Genomic DNA, 21,569 nt, shown 5'->3' on the forward strand with positions numbered 1-21,569 from the left:
ACGCGCTGGGCGCGCGCGATATCGGGTGCCCAGCGCATTCTTGCGCGCCGGAGAAGGTCCCCTCGAGAGCATGGGTGCCCAGCGCGTTTTCCGGTGCCTGAAGGGCGGTCGGCGCGGCGCCGGCTCAGCGACCCAGCGGAACTTCGAGAATCGACGGCCCCGCGGGCGGCGCGGTCAGGGCAGTCTCCAATTCGCTGCGCGTGGACGCCCGGCTGTACTCCCAGCCGTACGCGGCTGCCAGCGCCGCGAAGTCAACCCGCTGCGGGGTGAACAAAACCCGGTCCATCGCCGAGGCCGGGGCAACGGATGCCACCTCGAGTCCGTCGAAGATGGTGCCGCCACCGTCGTTGCCCACGATCACCTGCAGCCGGGGCCGCGTCTCCCCTGGCGGGATCAGCAGCGAGCCGACGTCGTGAAGCAGGGTGAGGTCGCCGACCAGGAGCCGGGTGGTGCCGGCCCCGCGCGGCGGGACCTCGCGGCCGGCGGCATCCGTTGTCGGCGCCTGGCTCGCCAGTGCGATGCCGAGGGCCGTCGCGATGGTGCCGTCGATACCGGCCAGGCCGCGGTTGGAGTGCACGGCGATCTTCTTGCCCGGCACGCGCCGGTCGGCGTCACGGATCAGGCGCGACGCCCCGAACACCAGCCGGTCGTGCGGCCAGGTGGCCCGCCAGACGAAGTCGACGAGCATTCCCCGGGTCACCGGCGCCCGCAGTGCGGCCAGCTCGGACTTCGCGAAGCCGCCGCGAACCCGGTAGTCCGTGGAGGCGGCCGCTTCAACGTCGGGGGGCGTGTCGGCCTCGTCGAGCGCGTCGCGCACCAGCCGGCTGGCAGCGACCCACCGACCGACCCACTCCCGTGACACCCGGCTTCCGGCATCGGCAACGGATGCCGCATCCGCGGCGACCGCGCGGGCGAAGACACGTACGTGCCGGCCGGGGTTGTACCACTCGCTTCCCGTCGGCGACACGACGATGGCGTCCACGTCGTCGCGTTGGACGAGCTGCGGCACCTCCCGGCTGAGGGTCGGGTGCCCGAACACGACGGCGCGTTCGACGCGGCCGCCCCACTCCGGTTCGGCCAGCAATTCGCGGTAGGAGACGACGAGGTTCGGGCCGAAATGCGAGCCGCTGGAGACCTCGGCGATCAGCGGCCAGCCGGCGGTGCGGGCGAGCTCCTCGGCTGCCGGGCCGGCACCGTGGCCGGCGATGACGATGGTGCGTGGGCCGTGCGTGAGGAAGAACAGCGGATGCGCGTCGGCCGGCTCGCGGCTCTCGGATCGGTCGGCCACCCGCGGTGCCCCGGAACCGGCAGGGCCGTCCGCCGTGTCCCCGGCTTCGACGGCGCCTGCCACAGACGGCAGGGCGCTGGCCTGGGCCTCCAGCCCGTGAAGGGACTCCAGCCCGGGGCGGGTCTCTTCGACCGGCTCGAGAACCACGGCAGCAGACAGCGGTTCCCGGAACGCCAGGTTCAGGTGCACCGGGCCGGGATCCGGGGTTGTGCTGCCGCGGGCGGCATCCGCTGCCCGGCGGGCCAGTACGGCGGCCTGGCCGGCCTCACCTGGCGCCCCGACAGGAGCCGGGACGTCGTCGCTGAAGCGGACCGCGCCGCCGAAGATCCCCGGCTGCACGGTGGTCTGGTTGGAGCGGATGCCGCGGAGCTCCGCCGGTCGGTCGGCCGTCAGCAGGATCAGCGGAACACCGGAGTGGTGCGCCTCCAGCACCGCGGGATGCAGGTTGGCCACGGCCGTGCCGGAGGTGGTGACGACCAGGGCCGGCAGCCCGGACTCGACGGCGAGCCCGAGCGCGAGGAAGCCGGCGCCGCGCTCGTCGATCCGCACGTGCAGGCGGATCTCGCCCAGCCGTTCCAGTTCGGCGGCGGCAAGGGCGAGGGCCTGCGACCGGGAGCCGGGTGCGAGTACCACGTCCCGCAAGCCGAGCCGCACGAGCTCCCGGAGCAGGGCGACGCTGAAATCAGTGGCCGGGCTGCCGCTTTCGGCCGAAGCGGCAGTTCCGGGCTCGCCGACAGCGATGGCAGCGATGGCAGCGGTGGCCGGGGTGGTGCCGGCGTCGCGCGTCGCGGAGGCGGTTCCGGCCGTGCCGACAGTGGTCCCCGCTACGGGCAGTCCGGCTTCAGGCAGTCCGGCGTCAGGCATCCCGGCGGCCCGGCAGGTCGCCCTCACCGGGGTCGTTCTTCTGCGGCGGGATGCCGGCGGCTCCGGCCGCGCCGCCACCGGCGGTGCCGGAGGCCTTGCCACCAGGGGTGCCGGCGGTCTTGCCGCCCGAGGAACCCGGCGGCGTGCCGCCGAGCGGGCTGTCCGAGTCGAGGTCGGCCAGTTCCCGCTCCATCTGGCGGATGCGTTCGGCCTGGTTCTTCTCGCGATCGAGCTGTTTGAGGAAGTCAGGATCGTCGTCCGGCGCGAACGAACGGCTCGCGCGGAGGCCCGGCGTCTCGCGACGTCCGCGTCCCACGACCAGCCAGAGGAGCGGGCCGATGACCGGGACCAGCACGATCACGAACAACCAGACCCAGCGGGGAAGCCCACGGATGCGACCACGGTCGAACATGGCGCACTCCACGAGTGTATAGATGGTCAGGATGACGACCACCAAACCGAGTACGAACCAGAGCCGAGCCATGCCCTCATTGTAGGCACGGTAACCGGGGTTGCGGTGTGCAACCGTTCAGGCGGGCGACCTAAGCTGAGTGCATGAAGGCTGTTCCCGTGTGGGTGTATTTCTCGGTGCTCAGAGTGCTGATGTTCGTGGTGCCGCTCGTCGTGCTGCTGGTGCTGGGAATTGAGCCCTGGGTGGCCACGCTGGTCGCTGCTGTCATCGGTCTCTGCCTGTCCTACATCTTCCTTCGGAAGCCGCGGGAGAGTGTGGCCCGGAACCTGTACGCGGCGCGGAACCGCACTGCCGCACCGGCGGCATCCGCTGCCTCCGATGCTGACACCGAGGACGCCGCCGTGGACCGCGCGGAGCGGGACGGCCTGGTTTAGAGCACGAAGGCCAGGGCCAGCAGGATCCCGTAGCCGAGGCCGGCGAAACTGGTGAGCTTCAGGGCCAGGATCAGCTCCCGTGAGGTCTTCGCCGTCACCGTGATCAGGCAGGCCGGCAACGCCAGCAGCAGGACGAAGTAGGTCAGGTACGCCGCCGGGTAGAACAAGTTGAAGAACCCGACGATCAGGAACGGCACCAGCACGAACACGCAGAACACCACGCGTGAGGCCGTGCGCCCGATGAGCACCGCGAGGGTGCGCTTGCCGGCCGCCTTGTCGGGCTCGAGGTCGCGCAGGTTGTTAACCATCAGGACCGCGCAGGAAATCAGGCCGATCCCGACGCCGGAGAACCAGCTCTCGGTGTTGACCCGGCCCACCTGCACGAACGTGGTGCCGAGGGTGGCCACCAGCCCGAAGAACACGAAGACGAACAGCTCGCCGAGCCCGAAGTACCCGTAGGGCTTGTCGCCGCCGGTGTAGAACCACGCTGCAACGATCGCCACTGCCCCCACAACGAGCAACCACCACTGCTGGGTGAGGATCACCAGCACCAGTCCGGCCACGGCGGCGAGGCCGAAGAACACCAGGGCGACGATGAGAACCGAGCGCGGGCTGGCCTTGCCGGATCCGGTGAGCCGCGCCGGGCCGACCCGGTGCGCGTCGGTCCCGCGGATGCCGTCGGAGTAGTCGTTGGCGTAGTTGACACCGATCTGGAGGCCGACGGCGACCACGAGCGCCAGCACGGCGCGCACCCAGTGGTAGACCCCGGGGCCACTGGCCACAATGGCAGCGGCGGTGCCGAGCACGACGGGGGCGATCGCAAGGGGCAGGGTGCGAAGGCGTGCACCGGAGACCCAGTCGGCGAAGGTGGCCGGCTTGACCTTTCCCGGCCCGGTACGGCGGACGCCGGCCCGGGCGGCCGGGTTGCCCGATTTCTTCGACCCGTTCGGCGACGTGTTCTTCGACGTGCTCTTCGACGTGCCGTTGCCGGTGGGCCGTTTCGCGTCGCCGTTGCCGGTCGCCGGCTTCTTCACCGTGCCGAGCTTCTCGGCTGGATTCATCCGCTGCTGTTTCGGCCGTGCCGGCCGTGCTCCCTGTGCCACGCCTTCATGCTATCCGCCGCGACCCGTTTCGCCCGTCGGCTGGCCCGTTCGCCGGTCGGCCCGTCCGTCGGTCCGGCCCGCCCCGTCCGTCTGCCCGTCGGTCCGGCCCGCCACGTCCGTCCGGCCCGCCCCGTCCGTCCACCCGTCGGTCCGCCAGCCCCCGTCCGTCCGTCCGTTCACGCTGAGGATTTTGCCACGCGCGGATGGCAGGCCCGCCGCGCGTGGCAGAATCCTCAGCGCGAAGCAAGCCCGGCGTGGGGCACGGGCCGCGCGAGAGCAGCGTGGCTACAGGCAGCGCAGGGCCAGCGGGACACAGGCGGCGCGGGGCCGGCACGAGGCCCAGCACGGGCTACAGGCCGCGCAGAGCCTCCCGTTCGGGCTACAGGCCGCGCAGAGCCTCCCGTTCGGGCTACAGGCCGCGCAGAGCCTCCCGGTCGGGCTACAGGCCGCGCAACGCCTGCCGGTCGGGCTTGCCCGAGGGGAGCAGCGGCATCCGCTCGACCATGGCGATGCGCGCCGGACGCGCCGCGTTGCCCAGGGCGGATGCGACGGCCGCCCGCACCGCGTCGCGGTCGGGAGCACTCCCGCCCACCGCCACGACGATCGGCACCTGCCCCCACGCGCGGTCGGCGCCGGCTACCACCACGGCCTCGGCGAGCCCGGGCAGCGAGCGCACCACGCGTTCGACGGCGTCTAGCGACACCTTCTCGCCGCCGGAGATGATCACGTTGTCCGCACGGCCGAGCACCCGCACCAGTCCGACGGATGCGTCGACCTCGCCGAGGTCGCCGGTGCGGTACCAGCGCACCCCGTGTTCGGTGATGAAACGGTCGGCGGTCCGGGCCGGGTCGCCGAGGTAGCCCTCCGCCAGCACCGACCCGGAGAGCTCCAGCTGCCCGGCGGTGGCCCGCACCCGGGTGTTGCCGATCGGCACGCCGTTGTAGACGCATCCGCCGGCCGTCTCGGAGGACCCGTAGGTGCGCACCAGCGTGACGCCCTGCTCGCCCGCACGCTCGACAAGCTGCGGCCGGATCGCCTGCCCTCCCACCAGGATGCCGGTGAACCGCTGCAGCACCGCGAGCGTGCGCGGATCCGAGTCGGCGTGTTCCAACAGCCGCGCGAACTGCACCGGAACCAGGGACGTATAGCGGAGCGGCTCGGCGAGCTGCTCCGCGCACTCGATGAAGCGCTCCGGGTCGAAATGACCAGCCGGCATGAGCACGGGCTTGGTTTCCGCAGCGATCGACCGAACCAGTACCTGCACGCCCGCGATGTAGTGCGCGGGCAGGCAGAGCAGCCACTGGCCGGGTCCGCCGAGGGCCACGCTCGATGCCGCCGCGCCCGCGAGCAGCGCGTCGGTGCTGAGCATCACGCGTTTGGGCGCATCCGTCGATCCCGAGGTTTCGATCACCACGGCGACGCTTCGCGGCACCGGCCCGTACTCGGCGCCGGGGAGGGTCCCGGTGACCGGCAGGATGGCCGGACCGTCACCGGCCAGCGCCTCGCGCAGGGCGGCCAGGACGAGTGCCGGGTCGCCAGCGGGCAGGATGCGGAGCGGTCGGGTCACCGCGGTGCTCCCGCCCTGATCCGACTTCCCGGCCCGGTCGCGCTGACGATTTCGCCACGCGCGGCGGGCCTGCCATGCGCGCGAGCAGGTTTCCTCAGCGTGAGCGGATACCGCGCAAGCGGATGCCGCGCGTTCGCACCCGAGGGCGGCGGCATCAGTACTGCCAGGGGTACGGCGCCCAGTCCGGTTCACGCTTCTCGAGGAAGGCATCGCGGCCCTCGACGGCCTCATCGGTGCCGTAGGCCAGGCGCGTCGCCTCACCGGCGAACACCTGCTGCCCGACCAGCCCGTCATCGAGCGCGTTGAAGGAGAATTTGAGCATCCGGATGGCGGTGGGCGACTTGGTCAGAATGTCCCGGGCCCAATCAAGTGCCGTCGCCTCGAGGTCCTGGTGCGGCACCACGGCGTTGACCGCTCCCATCTCGTAGGCGCGCCGGGCGGAGTACTCGCGGGCGAGGAAGAACACCTCGCGGGCGAACTTCTGGCCGATCTGGCGGGCGAAGTAAGCGCTGCCGTAACCTCCGTCGAAGGAGCCGACGTCGGCATCCGTCTGCTTGAACTTCCCGTGCTCTGCGCTGGCGATGCTGAGGTCGCAGACCACGTGCAGCGAGTGCCCGCCGCCGGCCGCCCAGCCGGGGATGACCGCGATGACGACTTTGGGCATGAACCGGATCAGGCGCTGCACCTCGAGGATGTGCAGGCGTCCACCTCGCGCGGCGTCGATGCCGGTCGCGGTCTCACCGTCGGCGTACTTGTAGCCGTCGCGGCCCCGGATGCGCTGGTCGCCGCCGGAGCAGAAGGCCCAGCCGCCGTCTTTGGCGCTCGGCCCGTTGCCGGTCAGCAGCACGACACCGATGCGGGGGTTGGTGCGCGCGTCCTCGAGGGCGGCGTAGAGCTCGTCGACGGTGTGCGGGCGGAAGGCGTTCCGCACCTCGGGGCGATTGAACGCGATGCGTGCGATGCGACCGGTGAGGTCGTGGTGGTAGGTGATGTCGGTGATGGCATCGAAGCCCGGGGCCTGCCGCCATTGGCTGGGATCGAATATCTCGGACACCTGATCAGTCATCGCTCCAGCCTACGCGGGGCGCATCGCCGTGCCAGCGCGTGACCGTGCGAGCGCGCCGCATGCGAAAGCCCCGCATGCGAAAGCCCCGCCTGCGTGCAGGCGGGGCTCTCGCGTCATGCGGGACTAATCCTTGAAGGCGTCCTTGACCTTCTCGCCGGCTTGCTTCAGGTTGGCCTTTGCCTGGTCACCCTTGCCCTCGGCTTGGAGCTTTTCGTTATCGGTGGCGTCCCCGACTGCTTCCTTGCCCTTTCCCATTGCTTCTTCAGCTGCGTTCTGGATCTTGTCAGCACCGCTCATCGCAGGCCTTCCTTTCTCTCGTGACAGTCTGTTTCCGCCATGCTAACCCCCTTTTGTCCCCTGCCAAGGGGGCATAGGGTCAAGATCAGTCCACACTCGATTCGACAACAGGAGGTGCGGTCATGAGGGGAAAACTTCTCTTCCTGGCAGGTGCAGCGGCCGGCTACGTGCTCGGTTCCAAGGCCGGACGTCAGGCCTACGAACAGATCCGGACCAAGGCGCGCGAGGTGTGGGGCAGCCCGCCGGTGCAGAAGACGGTGTCGCAGGCCGGCCAGGTCGCAAAGGATGCCGCCAACCTCGCCCAGAGCAAGGTGTCACACGCGATGGATCACGCGTCGGATGCGATGGAGGACGCCTCGAAGTCCGATTCCCCGTCTGCCCCGTCGACCGCGGCAACGGTCGGTGCTGACGGCACGAGTACGCCGCCGAGCCCTGATTCCGCCCCGGACACGAATTCCCCGGGTGCCGACTCCACCCCGGGCTCCTCGAGCGGTGGCCACGGCTGACGCCGACCACCCCATGCCCAAACCATCCCCCTCCCCGCGAACGCGATCCTCTCCCCGACGCGTCGCGGCGCACGGAATCGTTGCTGTCATCCCGGCTGCCGTCATCGCCGCGATGGGCGCGACCAGTTTCATCCAGGCCCGGGAACGGGACCAGGCAGCAAGCAAGGCCGCGCAACTCCAGGTTGAGCGGCAGCCGGACAGCCCACTCAAGCCGAAGAGTCCGACCGACCTGAAGAAACCCACCTGGGGCTACCTGGCCAAACGCACCCTGCGCGAGTTCAGCGCGGACCAGTGCACCGACCTGGCGGCGGCGCTCACCTACTACCTGGTGCTCTCCATCTTCCCCGGGCTGCTCGCCCTGGTCTCCCTCCTGGGGCTCGTCGGCCAGGCGAAGAAGGGCACGGATGCCTTGCTCGGCGTGGTCGAGCAGCTTGCGCCGGGTGGATCGGTCGGTTTCCTCCGTGACAGCATCCAGGGGTTCACCAGCTCACCGGCCGTCGGCTGGGGCCTCGTGATCGGCATCGTCGGCGCCGTCTGGTCGGCTTCGGGATACGTGGGCGCTTTCGGCCGCGCATTGAACCGGATGTACGAAGTGGACGAGGGTCGCCCGGTCTGGAAGCTCCGCCCGGTGCAACTGCTCGTCACGCTCATCACCCTCGTCCTGGTCGTCGCCAGCGCGATCATCCTCGTCGTATCCGGCCCGGTCGCCCAGGCGATCGGCAATGTCGTCGGACTCGGTGACACCGCAGTGCTGATCTGGTCGATCGCGAAGTGGCCCGTGCTGGCCATCATCGTCATCATCATCGTTGCCGTGCTCTACTACGCGACACCGAACATCCGCCAACCACGATTCCGCTGGATCAGCGTGGGTGGCGCCCTCGCCGTACTCGTCCTCGGGATCGCAACGGTCGGTTTCGGCTTCTACGTCGCGAACTTCGGCAACTACGATCGCACCTACGGCTCGCTTGGCGGGGTCATCGTCTTCCTGTTGTGGCTGTGGATCGTCAACCTGGCGCTGCTGTTCGGAGCGGAATTCAACTCGGAGCTGGAACGCGGGCGCGAACTGCAGGGAGGCATCCCGGCAGAGAGCACCGTGCAGTTGCCCCCGCGCGACACACGCGCCAGCGATAAGGTTGCAGCCAAGGAACGCGCCGGCGTGGCAGCCGGAGCGCAGTTGCGCCGGTCGTCCACTGACAGGTCGCGCGTCGGGTCACGAGCCCGCAGCGCATCACGGACGTAGCGACAGGCGTGACGAAGGCCCGCGTGGCTGCCAACGGCTCGCAGACCCAGACGGCGATCGGAGAGGTGCGATGGGCAAGCTGACCTACGATTCCACAATGACGGCGGACTTTGACGACCGTGTGCTCGCCCACGTCCAGGTGGTCATCGGCGCAAAGCTGCGACGAGGGGAATCCTTTTATTTCTCCTGGCGAGACGACCCGGCGTCGGGTAATGGCCGCAGCACGATCTGGTTGCATCCGGGGATACCGGTGGCCTTCAAGTACTTCGGCGGGCGCACGCCGACGCTCAATCGGGAGTGGATCGAAGCGCTGATGGACACGGCGAACTCGTCCAGCGGGCTGCGCATCGTGCCCGAACCGCAGGCAGGCCACGCCGGCTCGGCGCCGGCCAGATCGCAGGAGGAATGATGAACCGAATCGACATCGTGTACGCCGGAAAACCGTACTCGATCGGCGGACGCACCCTGGATGACGTGCAGTCAGAGATCAGCGCCGGTGTGGCGTCCGGCGCGCCGAAGTGGTTGAAGGTGAACAGCGGCGAGGGCCGGGCGGAAAGCGCGTACCTGCTGCTCGCCGAGGGGGTTCCGGTGGTCCTGGTGGACGTCGAAGCGGAGAAGGGCAACGTGACCGAACTCGATGCCACCGAGACGATCGGCCTCGACGTCGGCAGCGGCCTGTAGGCACAGCACTCTCCACGGCCTCGAACCGCCAACGGTGCCAGACTGGCGTCATGTTCCCTTCCCTGGCTGACCTGCTCGCCACGGCCCGCGTGGTCTCCCTCCCGATGGCGACCCGCTTCCGCGGCATCGACACCCGCGAGGCGTTGCTGCTGGAAGGGCCGCACGGCTGGACCGAATTCTCCCCGTTCATCGAATACGGCGACGCCGAGGCGTCATCCTGGCTGTCAGCCGCGATCGATTTCGGCTGGAATGCGACCCCGCCGGGGTATCGTGACGAGATCCCGGTCAACGCCACCGTCCCGGCCGTCCCGGCGGAGGCGGTGCAGGGCGTCCTGGACCGTTTCCCCGGCTGCCGAACCGCGAAGGTGAAGGTGGCCGCCGGCGACCAGACCCTCGCCGACGACGTGGGCCGCGTGCGGGCCGTGCGCGACGCGCTCGGCCCGACCGGCCGAATCCGTCTCGACGCCAACGGACTCTGGACCCTCGACGAGGCGGAGCACGCAATCCACGCCCTGGCCGGGTTCGACCTCGAATACGTCGAGCAGCCGGTGGAGTCGATCGAGGACCTGGCAGAGATCCGGCGGCGCACCCGGTACCTGGATGTGCCGATCGCCGCCGACGAAAGCGTGCGCAAAGCGAGTGACCCGCTCGCGGTGGCAAGGGCCGGCGCCGCCGACCTCCTCGTGATCAAGGCGCAACCGCTCGGCGGCATCAGGGCGGCATTGGACATCGTCGGGCAGGCCGGGTTGCCGGTTGTCGTCTCCAGCGCGCTCGAGACCTCCGTTGGCATCGCGATGGGGGCGCACCTGGCTGCCGCGATCCCCGAGCTCCAATTCGACTGTGGCCTCGGAACGGCCTCCCTGCTGGCGGCAGACGTGACATCGTCGCCGCTGGTCCCACAGGACGGCGCGATCCCGGTGCGCCGGGTCACAGCGGATGCCGGCCTGCTCGAGCGACACCGGGCATCCGTGGACCGTCGTGACTGGTGGCTGGCGCGGCTCACACGCAGCCATGCGCTGCTTGCCGGCTGATCTCGACAAGCCGATCACCGGTGGTCGAGCCTGTCCAGACCCGGTGGTCGAGCCTGTCCAGACCCGGTGGTCGAGCCTGTCCAGACCCGGTGGTCGAGCCTGTCGAGACCCGGTGGTCGAGCCTGTCGAGACCTGGTGGTCGAGCCTGTCGAGACCCGGTGGTCGAGCCTGTCCAGACCCGTCAGAGCCCGGAGTAGGCGTGTAGTCCCTTGAAGAAGACGTTGACGATGCCGAAGTTGAACATCACGGCGACGAAACCGATGATCGCCAACCACGCCGACCGCGATCCACGCCAGCCGCGGGTGGCCCTGGCATGGATGTAACCGGCGTAGATCACCCAGATGATGAAGGTCCACACTTCCTTGGTGTCCCAGCCCCAGTACCGGCCCCAGGCTTTCTCGGCCCAGATTGAACCGGCCATCAGGGTGAAGGTCCAGAGAATGAAGCCGACGATGCTCACCCGGTAGGCCAGGTTCTCCAGTGTTGCCGACGACGGGAGGGTGGAGAGCAGCCGGAGTTTCGTTGCCGTGAACCCGGCGGCCACGCTCTCTCGCTTGAACTGCAGCAATTGCACCACGGAGAGCGCGAAACCGAGCGCGAAGAAGCCGGTGCCGAGCGTGGCCACGAACACGTGGATGACCAGCCAGACCGACTGCAGCGCCGGCGGGAGCGGCGACACGTCGACGTAATAGTTGAGCGAGGCGATGCCGAGCAGCACCAGGACCAGGCCGGTGACGAAGGTGCCGAGGAAGCGCAGGTCCACCCGGGTCAGCACGACCAGGAACACGGTCATGATGATCAACGTGCCGGTCATCGCGAATTCGTACATGTTGGCCCACGGCACCCGGCCCGCGGCAATGCCGCGCAACACATCGGCGGCGAGGTGCAGCAGCCACGCCAGCACGGTGAGCGACACACCCACCCGCAGGCTCTTCGAGCGCCCGTAGGGGGTCACCGCGTCGTTCGCGATCCTGGCGCTCAGCCGGGTAAGGGTGGTCGTGCCGCCGGACCCGGCCGTCATTCCGGCGGATGCCGTGGCGACCGCCGCACCCGCGGCATCCGCCCCGAGCTCGCTCACGGCCTTCACGGTCGACGACCGCCGGGCCAGGTCGATGGCGAATGCGATGAACGCGAGCGCGTACACCGCCATGGCCGAGTACAGGCTGAGGACGGAAAGGTCGTTGGGATTCACGGTGTAAGCCTAAGTCTGTCGGGGTGTGGCGGCGAGGTTCTGCGGGGAGAGTGCGGCACTATGGCGGTCGGCGAGGGCGGAAACGGCGTCTTCGAGGGCGGGGTCCTCACCGCGGGCGAGGCCGGCGTACTCGAACCGCACCGTGCCGTCGGCCCGTTCGACGGCCTTCACCCATACCCGGCGGCGGGGCACGAACAGTGAGGTGAGCAGCCCCAGCAGCACGAGGACCGCGAACAACAGCACCCAGCCCTGGGTGGGGTCGTGGTGGATGTCGAACGAGGCGAACCGCAGCACCGAACCGGAGAAGTCACCCGCCGCCGCGGTCGGGTCGGCGTTCTCGAACGTCACCGAACCGAGCCCGTTCGGCAGTTGCTGCGACTCACCCGGCTTCAGCTCGAGCGACTCCTGGCCGGTGGTCCCCCCGGTCAGCTGTGTCATCTTGTCGGTGTCGAGCGCGTAGACGGATGTCGGCACGCCGGCGTTCAGGCCGAGGTCTCCGGTGTAGACGTTCAGGGTGAGCAGCGGGAACTCGAGGTCCGGGTAGGTGGAGTAGTAGGCGCCGGAGGCCGCGGTGGCCTGGGTCGGGTAGAAGAATCCCACCATGCCGAGCTGTTTGGCGAGGCCGTCCGGCACCTTGACGATGCCGAGGGAGGTGAGGTTCGCGTCCTGCGGCAGGAAGGGAATGGAGTCCGTGAAGACGACGTTGCCGTTCGGGTCTTTCACCGTGATGGTCGGAGCGTATCCGTTGCCGAGCAGGTAGATGTCGGTGCCGCCGGTGCGCAGTGGGCCGTTCACCTTGACCTCGCCGGTTTCGGGCTTCTCGCCGCGATGGGTGACGGTGACATGCGCGCCGAAGTCGAGCGGCTGGCCGTATGCCTTCAGGTTCTTGGTCTCGTACTTCACCGTGAAGTCGTCGAGGGCGAGTTTGTACGGGTCGAGGCTGGCGTCGTCGAAGAACCGGCCGGGGTTGAACGAGTCGTAGGCGCTGATCGTGTTGACGAACGCCTGGCCCTCCACCAGCACGCGCTGGCCGGCGAACCCGAAGCCGCTGCCGAAGCCGACCGTGATCAGCACTCCGACCAGGGCGGAGTGGAAGACCAGGTTGCCGGTTTCGCGCAGGTAGCCCCGTTCGGCGGACACCGAGAACTCGCGGTTGCCGCCGGTGGCGTTGTCGAAGCTGGCGACCCGGTAGCCGCTGCTCTTCAGCAGGGTGCGGGCCTCTACGATCGCGGCCTGCGCGTCGGTGCCTTCCGCGGCGTCGCGCGTGGTGAAGCCGGCCAGCCGGGCCAGTCGGGCCGGCGTCTTCGGGGGCTTGGCGCGTAATGCCGCCAGGTGGTGCTTGGTTCGCGGCACGACGCATCCGATCAGGGACACGAACAACAACAGATAGATGGCCGAGAACCAGGCTGACGAATACACGTCGAACGCCTGCACCTTGTCGAGCACCGGCGCCAGGTCCGGGTTGTCGGTGAAGTACTGGGCGACACCGTTGGGGTCTGAACTCCGTTGCGGCACCAGCGAGCCGGGCACGGCGGCGATGGCGAGCAGGAGGAGCAGGAACAGCGCGGTGCGCATGCTGGTGAGCTGGCGCCAGAGGAAGCGGAGCCAGCCGACGAAGCCGAGTTTGGGCTGGGTGACGCCGTCACCTTGAGGTTCGGCGACCATCGGCCGGGAGTCGATGTGGTCAGATGGCCGGGACATAACCGCCGATCACCCCCTGCAGGTCGAGCATCCAGGCGTTCCAGACGCCACTGACCATGAGCAGACCGATGACAATGAGCAGCAGCCCTCCGAGTAGGTTGATCGCGCGAACATGCCGCTTCAAGAATGCGACGGCGCCGGTGGCCCAGCCGAACCCGAGTGCGATCAGCAGGAACGGGATGCCGAGGCCGAGCGCATAGAACAGCGCCAGCAGGCCGCCCTGCCAGGGTGAGCCGGTGCTGAGGCTGAGCGAGTTGATGGCGGTGAGGGTAGGACCGGTGCACGGGGTCCAGCCGACAGCGAAGACCGCTCCGAGGAGCGGGGCACCGGCCAGGCCCATCCGCGGGCGCCACTGCGTCTTCACGGTGCGCTGGGAGAAGCCGAACGCGCCGACGAAGACCAGGCCCATCAGCATCACCAGCACGCCGGCCAGCCGGGTGATCAGGTCCCGGTATTGGTTCAGCCAGAATCCGGCGAACCCGAACACGACGCCGGTGAGCACGAACACCAGTGCGAAGCCGAGCACGAACAATCCGACCCCGGCCAGCAATCGCCGCTGGCCGCGCTTGTCGCCGCGGCGTGCAGTGGAACTGCCGTCGGTGAAGCCGCCGATGTAGGCGAGATAGCCGGGTACCAGCGGCAGGATGCACGGGGAGGCGAACGACACCAGTCCGGCCAGGATCGCGACGGGAATCGCGAGGAGGAGCTGGCCGGAAAAGACGATTTCGCCGAAGGGATTGCCCACGGCTACCCGGCCTCGGCAATCGTGTCCCTGACCAGGGTTTCCAGGATGGACGGCGCCGTGACCTGGCCGAGGATGCGCGCCGCGACGCGGCCCTCGGCGTCGAGCACCAGCGTGGTCGGCACCGCGTTCGGCGGGATGCTGCCGCTGAACGCCAGCTGCATGCTGCCGTCGTTCACGTCCATCACCGACGGGTAGGTGATGCCGTAGCCCTCGTTGAACGAGATCGCATTGGCGGCCTGGTCGCGCACGTTGACACCGAGGAAACTGGCGCCCTTACCGTCGAACTCCTGGTTCAGCTTCTGCAGGTCGGGTGCTTCGGCGCGGCACGGCGCGCATCCGGCGTACCAGAAGTTGACCACCAGCACCCGGCCGGCGAAGTCGGCGGACGTCACCGTGTCGCCGTCCTCCGTGGTGCCGCTGAACTCGACCGCCGGTCCGCGCTGGCCGGCGGCGATCTCCGTGACGCTGCCGTCACCGGCGATGTAGCCCTTGTTGCTGCCTTCCCGGTACTGCTCGGCCAGCGGGTCCGCGCTACAGCCGGAGAGCACCACGGCGGAGATGAAGAGCCCGGCAATGAGCGCCGGGCCGATGCGGCGTCTCATACCGCGCCCACATCCGTCGCACCGACGCTGAGCGGCGCCGCCGGGTCCGCGTAGCCGATTTCGGCGACGCCGCTCCCGCGGAGGGACAGGGTGGTGACGCTCGACAGGGCGCAGCGGCGTTTCCGCGGATCGTGGGCGAACCGGGTGCCGGCCAGGGCACAGTGCACCATCCAGATCGGCAGCTGGTGGCTCACCAGCACGACATCGCCGTGCTCCTCGTCGCCGACAGACTGGAACGCGTCGTCGATCGCGGCGAGCATCCGCTCGGCGATCAGCCGGTATGGCTCTCCCCAGCTGGGCCGCAGCGGGTTGGCCAGCGCCGGCCAATTGCGGGCATCGCGGAGCGCGCCCTGCGGGCCGCGCATCCGCTTGCCCTCGAACCTGTTCGTCGGTTCGATGAGGCGTTCGTCGATGGACACCGGCAGGTTGAAAGCGGATGCGATGGGTTCGGCGGACTCCTGCGCCCGTTGCAGCGGGGAGGCGACGATGCGCACCACCGGGCGTCCCCGTTGGAGGAGATCGGCTGCCGCGGCCCCTGCCATCTGGACGCCCAGTGCGGAGAGGCCGTAGCCGGAGAGTCGCCCGTAGAGCACCCGCTCGGGGTTAAAGACCTCGCCGTGACGCACGAGATGCACCTGGCTAGCTACCACGGCACCCAGTCTACGTAGCGTAGAGCCGCGAATTCGCCGAGAGTGGCTGCGGCTAAACTTGGCGGGTGACTGGACGCGTATTAATCAAAGACCTTTCCGCCCTCGACGACGGCCCCGTTTCGGTGTCGGGCTGGGTCGACACTGTGCGCGACCAGAAGAAGGTGCAGTTCGTCGTGCTCCGTGACGAGTCGGGCGCCGTGCAGCTGGTCAACCCCCGCACCACGGGTGACGACGGTGTGGTGATCGCCGACGAGCCCGCGACCACCATCTCCGGACTCTCGCAGGGCAGCTTCATCACCGTGACCGGTGACCTCAAGCATGACGAGCGGGTGAAACTCGGCGGGATCGAGGTGAAGCTCGCCACTGTGGACGTTCTCAGCCACGCCATCCCGGAGACGCCGATCGCCGCCGACTCCAGCCTCGACAAGCGGATGGACTGGCGGTTCCTGGACCTCCGCAACCCGAAGCAGAACCTGATCTTCCGCATCCAGACCACGTTCGAGCACGCACTGCGGACCTACTGGATCGAACACGACTTCATCGAGATCCACACCCCGAAGCTCATGGCCAGCGCCAGCGAGTCCCGCGCCGAACTGTTCGAGGTGGAGTACTTCGACACCAAGGCGTACCTGGCGCAGAGCCCGCAGTTCTTCAAGCAGATGGCCCAGTCGGCCGGTTTCGGCAAGATCTTCGAGGTGGGCCCGGCATTCCGCGCCGACCCGTCGTTCACCAGCCGCCACTCCACCGAGTTCACCAGCATCGACTCTGAGATCAGCTGGATCGACAGCCACGAAGACGTGATGAAGCTGCACGAAGAGCTCATGGTCGCCGGCTTCAGCGCGGTGAAGGAGAAGCACGGCGACGAGGTGAAGGCGTTGTTCGACGTCGAGGTGACCGTGCCGACCACGCCGTTCCCGCGCATCCCGTTGGCCGAGGCCAAGGAGATCGTCAAGGAGCGCGGCTACGAGGTGCCGCGCGACGACGACGACATGGACCCGGAGGGCGAGCGCCAGATCGCCGCCTACGTCCTGGAGAAGTACGGCCACGAATTCGTGTTCCTCACCGACTACGCGTCGAGCATCCGCCCGTTCTACCACATGCGCCACGACGGCGACGCTGGCCTCACCAACAGCTACGACCTGATCTACAACGGCACCGAGATCTCCACCGGCGCCCAGCGCGAGCACCGCATCGACGTGCTGGTGGAGCAGGCGAAGGAGAAGGGGCTGGAGCCGGAGGAGCTCGACTTCTACCTCGACTTCTTCCGCTACGGCGTGCCGTCGCACGGCGGTTTCGGCATGGGCCTGGCCCGGGTGCTGATGCTGATGCTGCACCAGGCGTCCATCCGCGAGGTCACCTACCTGTTCCGCGGCCCGACCCGCCTGCTCCCCTAGCCCCGCCCGTCCGCCTCCCTTCCGCCGCGAAACCGCACTTGTTGGGGTTATGAGCGCGTCTTAAGCCCAACAACTGCGGGTTCGGCGAAGCAAGGCGTGCCTGCTGTGGGGCGGTCGGGCGGCTGAAACGCCAAAACATCAGTAATCCGCTGATTCGACGCGAAAACATCATGGATCGCGTCCTCGTGCGGGTTACCTGCTGTTTTCGCGCCCTGTCCCGCCACCCGAGTCCGCCTCCCTTCCCCGCGAACCCGCACTTGTTGGGGTTATGAGCGCGTCTTAAGCCCAACAACTGCGGGTTCAGCGAAGCAAGGCGTGCCTGCTGTGGGGCTGCGGAGGGGTCAGAGCTCGAAGTCGACGGCCATCCGCTGTGCCGTGACCGAGCGGATGAAGCCGACCAGCTTCTGGTGCTCAGGGTGCGCCGCGTAGCGCTCCAGCGCATCCACGTCATCGAAGTCGGCGACCAGGGCGACGTCCCAGTTGCCGCCACCGACAACATCCGCTCCGACCTCGAGCGAGCGGATGTCGTCCACCACACCGACGAGGCCGCTCAGGCCGGCCGCGATGCGGGTGGCGTGGGCGGCCCTCTCGTCGGGGTCGGTCGCCGCCAGCTGCCAGGACACCACGTGGCGGATCATGAGACGTCCAGCAGCGCCGTGCGCAGCTGCAGCGGGTCGATGCGCCAGTAATTGTGCACGGTTCCGTTCAGCAGCAGAACCGGGATGTCTTCGACATACAACTCGGCGAGCGCCGCGTCGTCGAGGATGGAGCGCTCCTCGAGCAGGATCTCGGGAGCGCCGGGCTCGTCCCGGACCTTGCCGATCACGCTCGCGACCACGTCGCGGGCATCGTCGCAAAGGTGGCAGCCGGGCTTGCCGATCAGGGTGAGGTGTGCGGTAGGCATTAGTCCAGCCTAAACGCGCACGGCTGGGTGGGACTCGACAATAGACTCAGTCAGAACATGCCTGATGCGCCCCACGGACCCGCAATCGCGTTCTTCGACGTCGACAACACGCTCCTGCGCGGGGCCAGCCTGTACCACGTGGGAATCGGCGCCTGGCGGAGCCGGTACATCTCGGGTCGCGACATCGCCGGATTCGTCTGGAAGCAGGCCCGCTTCGTCGCGGTGGGCGAGAACCGATCCCATATCGAGCAGGCCAGGCGGCGCGCCCTCGACGTCGTCGTCGGGCGCAGCCGTGACGAACTCGTGGCGCTGAGCCACCAGATCTTCGACAGCCGCCTGATGCGCCGACTCTGGCCGGAGACCGTCGCCGTCGCCGCACGGCACCTGGCGGAGGGCCGGGAGGTGTGGCTCGTCACCGCCACCGCACAGGAGGTCGCCGACGTCATCGCCGAGCGCCTCGGGCTCACCGGCGCGATCGGAACAGTGCTGGAGTGCGTCGACGGCGTCTTCACCGGCGCCCTGTCCGGGCCGGTGATGCACGGCGCACACAAGGCTGAAGCCGCTGCAGGGTTGGCGCGCGCCGCCGACGCCGATCTCGCCGACTGTTGGGCCTATTCCGACTCCCACAACGACATTCCGCTGCTCAGCCTGGTCGGACACCCGGTCGTGGTGAACCCCGATACGGTGCTCCGCCGGTACGCGACGGAACGGCACTGGCCGGTCATGCTCATGCGGCCGGCCAGCATCAAGGCAGCGGTGCGGGCAAGCAAAAAGCGCTAGGCCAACGGCCTAACGCTCACGCCATGTAAACCGGCAGACCGGCTACTTCTTATTGCGACGCTGGTGGCGAGTCTTGCGAAGCAACTTGCGGTGCTTCTTCTTCGCCATGCGCTTGCGTCGCTTCTTAATTACAGAACCCACACAGACCTCACAAGAAATTGGTTGAGCCGCGTAATTCGCGGCTCACACGAAAGCCCCATTCTACCGGAAAAACTTGCCCGCCCTACGCGGAGTCGGCGACATGCTGGTCGATGACCTCTGCGACGGCCGACTCAGGCACCCGGAACGAGCGTCCGAAACGGATCGCCGGGAGCTCACCGGAGTGCACCAGCCGGTAGACGGTCATCTTGGAGACGCGCATCATCTCAGCCACCTCGGCGACCGTGAGAAAACGTACTTCCGAAAGATTCCGTGTCATTTGTTGGTAACTCTAGGGGCAACGCCGGTGCCCGTCTAGTCGCTCTTGCGCCACTTCCGGCTCGTCGCGTCCTTGACTGCATGCGCCATTTGGAATGAAGTGTCGGCGAGGGCCTTGCCGATGGATGCCGCGAACGCACGCTGCTCGTCTTTGAGGCCGGCTTCAAACTCCGCGGCCGCCCGCTCCGCCTCGACGTCGAAGTCGACACTGAGGAAGGGGATCAGCCAGTCCTCGATCTCCTCGAGGGGGGCGTAGTCCAACCGGTAGTACCGATGTTGGCCCTCCTCGCGCACCGCTACCAGGCCCGCTTCGCGCAAGACCTTGAGGTGCTTGGAGACGGTCGGCTGGCTGAGGGCGAGCTGGATGACGATATCCGAGACGCTGATCTCCCCGCCGGCATCCCTGGCCTGGTTATATCGCTCCAGAAGAATGTGAAGGATGTCGCGCCGCGTGGCGTCCGCGATCACGTCAAAGATGTCTGCCATGGGCTCAAGGCTAGTCACTCCGGATGAGGAGTACCATGACAACTCGTCACGGGTCGCTACAACACGGGGGTGCAAGTGCCGAGCAAGGCCAGCAACACCCGCGCTGTCGCCCATTCGACAACCTGGTACGGCCGCATCCGCGACCTGATCGATGCCCTGGTGCGCTCGTCGCCGTCTCGCTTCGCCATCCTCGTCTTCGTGGCGTTGATCATGCTGTTCACCCTGCTGTTCTCGCTTCCGATCTCCTCGGCCGAGAGGATCGTCACCCCACTCCACGACGCCTTGTTCACCGCGGTCTCGGTGATCTGCGTGACCGGCCTTGCGACCGTCGACATGGCCACCCACTGGTCGGTCTTCGGCAACACCCTGGTCTATATCGGGGTGAACATCGGCGGAGTCGGCGTGCTCACACTGGCCTCGATCATGGGCATGGTCATCTCCCGCCGGCTCGGCTTGCGGGCCAAGCTCATGGCCGCCAGCGACTCCAACCCGTCGCGGCTGCACGTCGGCCCGGTCAACGAGGGGCAGGCGGTACGACTCGGGGAGGTGGGCAACCTGCTCCTCACCGTCGCCGTGAGCGCCCTCGTCATCGAGGCCGCGGTGGCCGCGCTGTTGTTCCCACGGATGCTGATCGACGGCGTCCCACCGGGCGACGCCATCTGGCACAGTCTCTACTACTCGGCGATGGCGTTCACCAACACCGGCTTCAACCCCAACGAACTCGGGATCGGCCAGTTCGAGGGCGACTACTGGTTCCTCGGCGCGCTGATGATCGGCGTCTTCCTCGGCAGCCTCGGCTTTCCCGTGATCTATGCGTTCGCGCGCGGCTGGCGGAACCCGCACCGCTGGTCGGTGCACGTGAAGCTGACCCTGCTCACCACGATCGTGCTCATGATCCTCGGCATGCTGATGTTCATCGTGCTCGAGTTCAACAATCCCGACACGTTCGGCAAACTCGGCGCCGGGGATACCGTCTTCCAATCGCTGTTCATGTCGGTGATGACCCGTTCCGGCGGCTTCGCCACCGTGGATATGAACAGCCTGAACGGTTCCAGCCTGCTGGTGACCGACATGCTGATGTTCATTGGCGGCGGCTCGGCCTCCACAGCGGGCGGCATCAAGGTCACCACCCTCGCGGTGCTGTTCCTGGCCGCGTTCGCCGAAGCGCGCGGAAAGCAGAGCATGGAGGCGTTCGGCCGCCGGATCCCGCGCGACATGCTCCGCCTCGCGGTCAGCGTCGTGCTGTGGGGTGCGACCACCGTCGCGGTGGGAAGCATCCTGCTGCTGCAGATCTCCAAGGCACCGCTCGACCTGGTGCTCTTCGACGTGATCAGCGCGTTCGCCACCTGCGGACTGTCCACCGGGCTCACAGCCAGCCTTCCGCCGGAGGGCGTCTACGTCATGTCGGCGATCATGTTCATGGGCCGCATTGGTACAGTGACTCTCGCCGCAGCACTGGCAGCAAGCCAGAGCAGGCAACTGTTCAAACGTCCTGAAGAGAGGCCCATCGTTGGTTGACCGGATCAAGCATGATGCCCCCGTCCTGGTGATCGGCCTCGGCCGGTTCGGCGCGGCGACGGCCGGGCAGCTCGACCGGCTGGGCCGTGAGGTGCTCGTCGTCGACGACAGCGAAGCCCTGGTGCAGAAGTGGTCAGAGCGGGTCACCCACGCCGTCCAGGCCGATGCCCGGTCGATCGACGCCCTGCGCCAGGTCGGCGCGCAGGACTTCTCCATCGCCGTCTGCGCCGTGGGGTCATCCGTTGAGGCCAGCGTCCTGATCGTCGCCAACCTGGTCGACCTCAAGGTGCCGCAGATCTGGGCCAAGGCGATTTCGCAGTCCCACGGCAAGATCCTCGAACGCATCGGTGCGAACCACGTGATCTACCCGGAAGCAGAAGCCGGCGAACGCACGGCCCACCTTGTTTCCGGGCGGATGCTCGATTTCATCGAGTTCGACGACGACTTCGCCCTGGTCAAGATGTACCCGCCGAAACCGATCCGCGGCAAGACCCTGACCGAGTCGGGGGTGCGGGTGAAGTACCACATCACCGTGGTCGGCGTGAAGAGCCCCGGCAAGCCGTTCACCTACGCGACGGCCGACACCGTGGTCTCCAACCACGACCTCATCATCGTGTCCGGCACCGAGGGCGACATCGAACGGTTCGCGGCGCTCGGCTCCTAGATCTCGTCGAGTTGCGCGAATCGACGA

General features: G+C 68.1%; 26 protein-coding genes. 10 read left to right on the top strand and 16 right to left on the bottom strand.

The features are described 5' to 3' along the window. Window positions 1-124 precede the first annotated feature (124 nt). Both menD and AB4Y94_RS03985 read right to left on the bottom strand, forming a co-directional pair. Entirely contained in the window at window positions 125-2,152 is a 2,028-nt protein-coding gene (gene menD / locus AB4Y94_RS03980; protein WP_441725038.1) for a 2-succinyl-5-enolpyruvyl-6-hydroxy-3-cyclohexene-1-carboxylic-acid synthase, read from the bottom strand. Further along, window positions 2,145-2,636 carry a PLD nuclease N-terminal domain-containing protein gene (locus AB4Y94_RS03985; RefSeq protein ID WP_441725040.1) on the bottom strand — a complete coding sequence of 164 codons (492 nt, stop codon included), beginning with the start codon at window positions 2,634-2,636 and terminating at the stop codon, window positions 2,145-2,147. The genes menD and AB4Y94_RS03985 overlap by 8 nt, the downstream gene beginning before the upstream one ends. A gap of 71 nt (window positions 2,637-2,707) precedes the next feature. On the opposite strand from AB4Y94_RS03985, the gene AB4Y94_RS03990 reads away from it, so the two are divergent. Further along, complete coding sequence (locus tag AB4Y94_RS03990; RefSeq protein ID WP_441725042.1) at window positions 2,708-2,998, top strand: DUF4229 domain-containing protein; 291 nt, start codon at window positions 2,708-2,710, stop codon at window positions 2,996-2,998. Here AB4Y94_RS03990 and AB4Y94_RS03995 read toward each other — a convergent pair. From AB4Y94_RS03995 to AB4Y94_RS04010, 4 genes are all read right to left on the bottom strand, one after another. After that, a complete protein-coding gene (locus AB4Y94_RS03995; RefSeq protein ID WP_441725045.1) occupies window positions 2,995-4,101 on the bottom strand; it encodes a 1,4-dihydroxy-2-naphthoate polyprenyltransferase in 1,107 nt (368 codons plus the stop codon). The two genes, AB4Y94_RS03990 and AB4Y94_RS03995, sit on opposite strands and share 4 nt — an antisense overlap. Before the next feature lie 439 nt (window positions 4,102-4,540). Further along, window positions 4,541-5,668, bottom strand: a complete 1,128-nt coding sequence (locus AB4Y94_RS04000; protein ID WP_441725048.1) for an AMP-binding protein — start codon at window positions 5,666-5,668, stop codon at window positions 4,541-4,543. 154 nt (window positions 5,669-5,822) lie between these two features. Then, window positions 5,823-6,734 carry a 1,4-dihydroxy-2-naphthoyl-CoA synthase gene (locus AB4Y94_RS04005; RefSeq protein WP_441725051.1) on the bottom strand — a complete coding sequence of 304 codons (912 nt, stop codon included), beginning with the start codon at window positions 6,732-6,734 and terminating at the stop codon, window positions 5,823-5,825. Window positions 6,735-6,857: 123 nt separating this feature from the next. Next, window positions 6,858-7,031 (bottom strand): CsbD family protein, encoded by a 174-nt coding sequence (locus AB4Y94_RS04010; RefSeq protein WP_441725054.1) that lies wholly within the window; start codon window positions 7,029-7,031, stop codon window positions 6,858-6,860. A gap of 122 nt (window positions 7,032-7,153) precedes the next feature. Here AB4Y94_RS04010 and AB4Y94_RS04015 point away from each other — a divergent pair, with 122 nt between their 5' ends. The 5 genes from AB4Y94_RS04015 (at window position 7,154) to AB4Y94_RS04035 (ending at window position 10,489) form a co-directional block, all read left to right on the top strand. Next, a complete protein-coding gene (locus tag AB4Y94_RS04015; protein WP_441725056.1) occupies window positions 7,154-7,537 on the top strand; it encodes a YtxH domain-containing protein in 384 nt (127 codons plus the stop codon). A 13-nt stretch (window positions 7,538-7,550) separates the two neighbouring features. Continuing rightward, the gene (locus tag AB4Y94_RS04020; protein ID WP_441725059.1) at window positions 7,551-8,777 is read left to right on the top strand and encodes a YihY/virulence factor BrkB family protein; all 1,227 of its coding nucleotides are present in this window, start codon (window positions 7,551-7,553) and stop codon (window positions 8,775-8,777) included. A 70-nt stretch (window positions 8,778-8,847) separates the two neighbouring features. Continuing rightward, complete coding sequence (locus tag AB4Y94_RS04025; RefSeq protein ID WP_441725062.1) at window positions 8,848-9,186, top strand: DUF7882 family protein; 339 nt, start codon at window positions 8,848-8,850, stop codon at window positions 9,184-9,186. Then, on the top strand, window positions 9,186-9,458 hold the full coding sequence (locus AB4Y94_RS04030) for a hypothetical protein (protein ID WP_441725065.1): 273 nt from the start codon (window positions 9,186-9,188) through the stop codon (window positions 9,456-9,458). The genes AB4Y94_RS04025 and AB4Y94_RS04030 overlap by 1 nt, the downstream gene beginning before the upstream one ends. Window positions 9,459-9,508: 50 nt before the next feature. Beyond that, window positions 9,509-10,489: an o-succinylbenzoate synthase gene (locus tag AB4Y94_RS04035; RefSeq protein ID WP_441725068.1), complete on the top strand. Its 981-nt coding sequence runs from the start codon at window positions 9,509-9,511 to the stop codon at window positions 10,487-10,489. A 181-nt stretch (window positions 10,490-10,670) separates the two neighbouring features. Here the strand turns inward: AB4Y94_RS04035 and ccsB are convergent, their stop codons facing one another. From ccsB to AB4Y94_RS04060, 5 genes are read right to left on the bottom strand one after another with little or no spacing between them, the layout of a single operon-like run. Next, window positions 10,671-11,639 (bottom strand): c-type cytochrome biogenesis protein CcsB, encoded by a 969-nt coding sequence (ccsB, locus tag AB4Y94_RS04040; protein WP_441725194.1) that lies wholly within the window; start codon window positions 11,637-11,639, stop codon window positions 10,671-10,673. 51 nt (window positions 11,640-11,690) lie between these two features. Continuing rightward, entirely contained in the window at window positions 11,691-13,382 is a 1,692-nt protein-coding gene (gene resB, locus AB4Y94_RS04045; RefSeq protein WP_441725071.1) for a cytochrome c biogenesis protein ResB, read from the bottom strand. Continuing rightward, window positions 13,366-14,127: a cytochrome c biogenesis CcdA family protein gene (locus tag AB4Y94_RS04050; protein WP_441725074.1), complete on the bottom strand. Its 762-nt coding sequence runs from the start codon at window positions 14,125-14,127 to the stop codon at window positions 13,366-13,368. The genes resB and AB4Y94_RS04050 overlap by 17 nt, the downstream gene beginning before the upstream one ends. Before the next feature lie 2 nt (window positions 14,128-14,129). Further along, on the bottom strand, window positions 14,130-14,729 hold the full coding sequence (locus AB4Y94_RS04055) for a TlpA family protein disulfide reductase (RefSeq protein WP_441725076.1): 600 nt from the start codon (window positions 14,727-14,729) through the stop codon (window positions 14,130-14,132). Continuing rightward, window positions 14,726-15,379: a histidine phosphatase family protein gene (locus tag AB4Y94_RS04060; RefSeq protein ID WP_441725079.1), complete on the bottom strand. Its 654-nt coding sequence runs from the start codon at window positions 15,377-15,379 to the stop codon at window positions 14,726-14,728. Before AB4Y94_RS04060 ends, AB4Y94_RS04055 begins: the two co-directional genes overlap by 4 nt. A 65-nt stretch (window positions 15,380-15,444) precedes the next feature. On the opposite strand from AB4Y94_RS04060, the gene aspS reads away from it, so the two are divergent. Beyond that, window positions 15,445-16,773, top strand: coding sequence for an aspartate--tRNA(Asn) ligase (aspS, locus tag AB4Y94_RS04065; protein WP_441725082.1), 1,329 nt, complete (start codon window positions 15,445-15,447; stop codon window positions 16,771-16,773). A 341-nt stretch (window positions 16,774-17,114) separates the two neighbouring features. Here the strand turns inward: aspS and AB4Y94_RS04070 are convergent, their stop codons facing one another. After that, window positions 17,115-17,411, bottom strand: a complete 297-nt coding sequence (locus AB4Y94_RS04070; RefSeq protein WP_441725083.1) for a Dabb family protein — start codon at window positions 17,409-17,411, stop codon at window positions 17,115-17,117. Then, complete coding sequence (locus tag AB4Y94_RS04075) at window positions 17,408-17,677, bottom strand: glutaredoxin family protein (protein WP_441725085.1); 270 nt, start codon at window positions 17,675-17,677, stop codon at window positions 17,408-17,410. Before AB4Y94_RS04075 ends, AB4Y94_RS04070 begins: the two co-directional genes overlap by 4 nt. Window positions 17,678-17,734: 57 nt before the next feature. On the opposite strand from AB4Y94_RS04075, the gene AB4Y94_RS04080 reads away from it, so the two are divergent. After that, window positions 17,735-18,457, top strand: a complete 723-nt coding sequence (locus AB4Y94_RS04080; RefSeq protein ID WP_441725088.1) for an HAD family hydrolase — start codon at window positions 17,735-17,737, stop codon at window positions 18,455-18,457. Between the two features lie 42 nt (window positions 18,458-18,499). Here the strand turns inward: AB4Y94_RS04080 and AB4Y94_RS04085 are convergent, their stop codons facing one another. From AB4Y94_RS04085 to AB4Y94_RS04095, 3 genes are all read right to left on the bottom strand, one after another. Next, the gene (locus tag AB4Y94_RS04085) at window positions 18,500-18,598 is read right to left on the bottom strand and encodes a 30S ribosomal protein bS22 (protein WP_003792170.1); all 99 of its coding nucleotides are present in this window, start codon (window positions 18,596-18,598) and stop codon (window positions 18,500-18,502) included. Between the two features lie 82 nt (window positions 18,599-18,680). Then, window positions 18,681-18,875 (bottom strand): helix-turn-helix domain-containing protein, encoded by a 195-nt coding sequence (locus tag AB4Y94_RS04090; protein WP_441725092.1) that lies wholly within the window; start codon window positions 18,873-18,875, stop codon window positions 18,681-18,683. Window positions 18,876-18,910: 35 nt separating this feature from the next. After that, window positions 18,911-19,360: an ArsR/SmtB family transcription factor gene (locus AB4Y94_RS04095; RefSeq protein ID WP_441725095.1), complete on the bottom strand. Its 450-nt coding sequence runs from the start codon at window positions 19,358-19,360 to the stop codon at window positions 18,911-18,913. 75 nt (window positions 19,361-19,435) lie between these two features. On the opposite strand from AB4Y94_RS04095, the gene AB4Y94_RS04100 reads away from it, so the two are divergent. Then, window positions 19,436-20,878, top strand: a complete 1,443-nt coding sequence (locus AB4Y94_RS04100) for a TrkH family potassium uptake protein (protein WP_441725197.1) — start codon at window positions 19,436-19,438, stop codon at window positions 20,876-20,878. Next, the gene (locus AB4Y94_RS04105) at window positions 20,871-21,542 is read left to right on the top strand and encodes a potassium channel family protein (protein WP_441725098.1); all 672 of its coding nucleotides are present in this window, start codon (window positions 20,871-20,873) and stop codon (window positions 21,540-21,542) included. The genes AB4Y94_RS04100 and AB4Y94_RS04105 overlap by 8 nt, the downstream gene beginning before the upstream one ends. Window positions 21,543-21,569: the final 27 nt, after the last annotated feature.

The sequence above is a fragment of the Glaciibacter sp. 2TAF33 genome (assembly GCF_052114945.1).
GTDB lineage: Bacteria > Actinomycetota > Actinomycetes > Actinomycetales > Microbacteriaceae > Cryobacterium.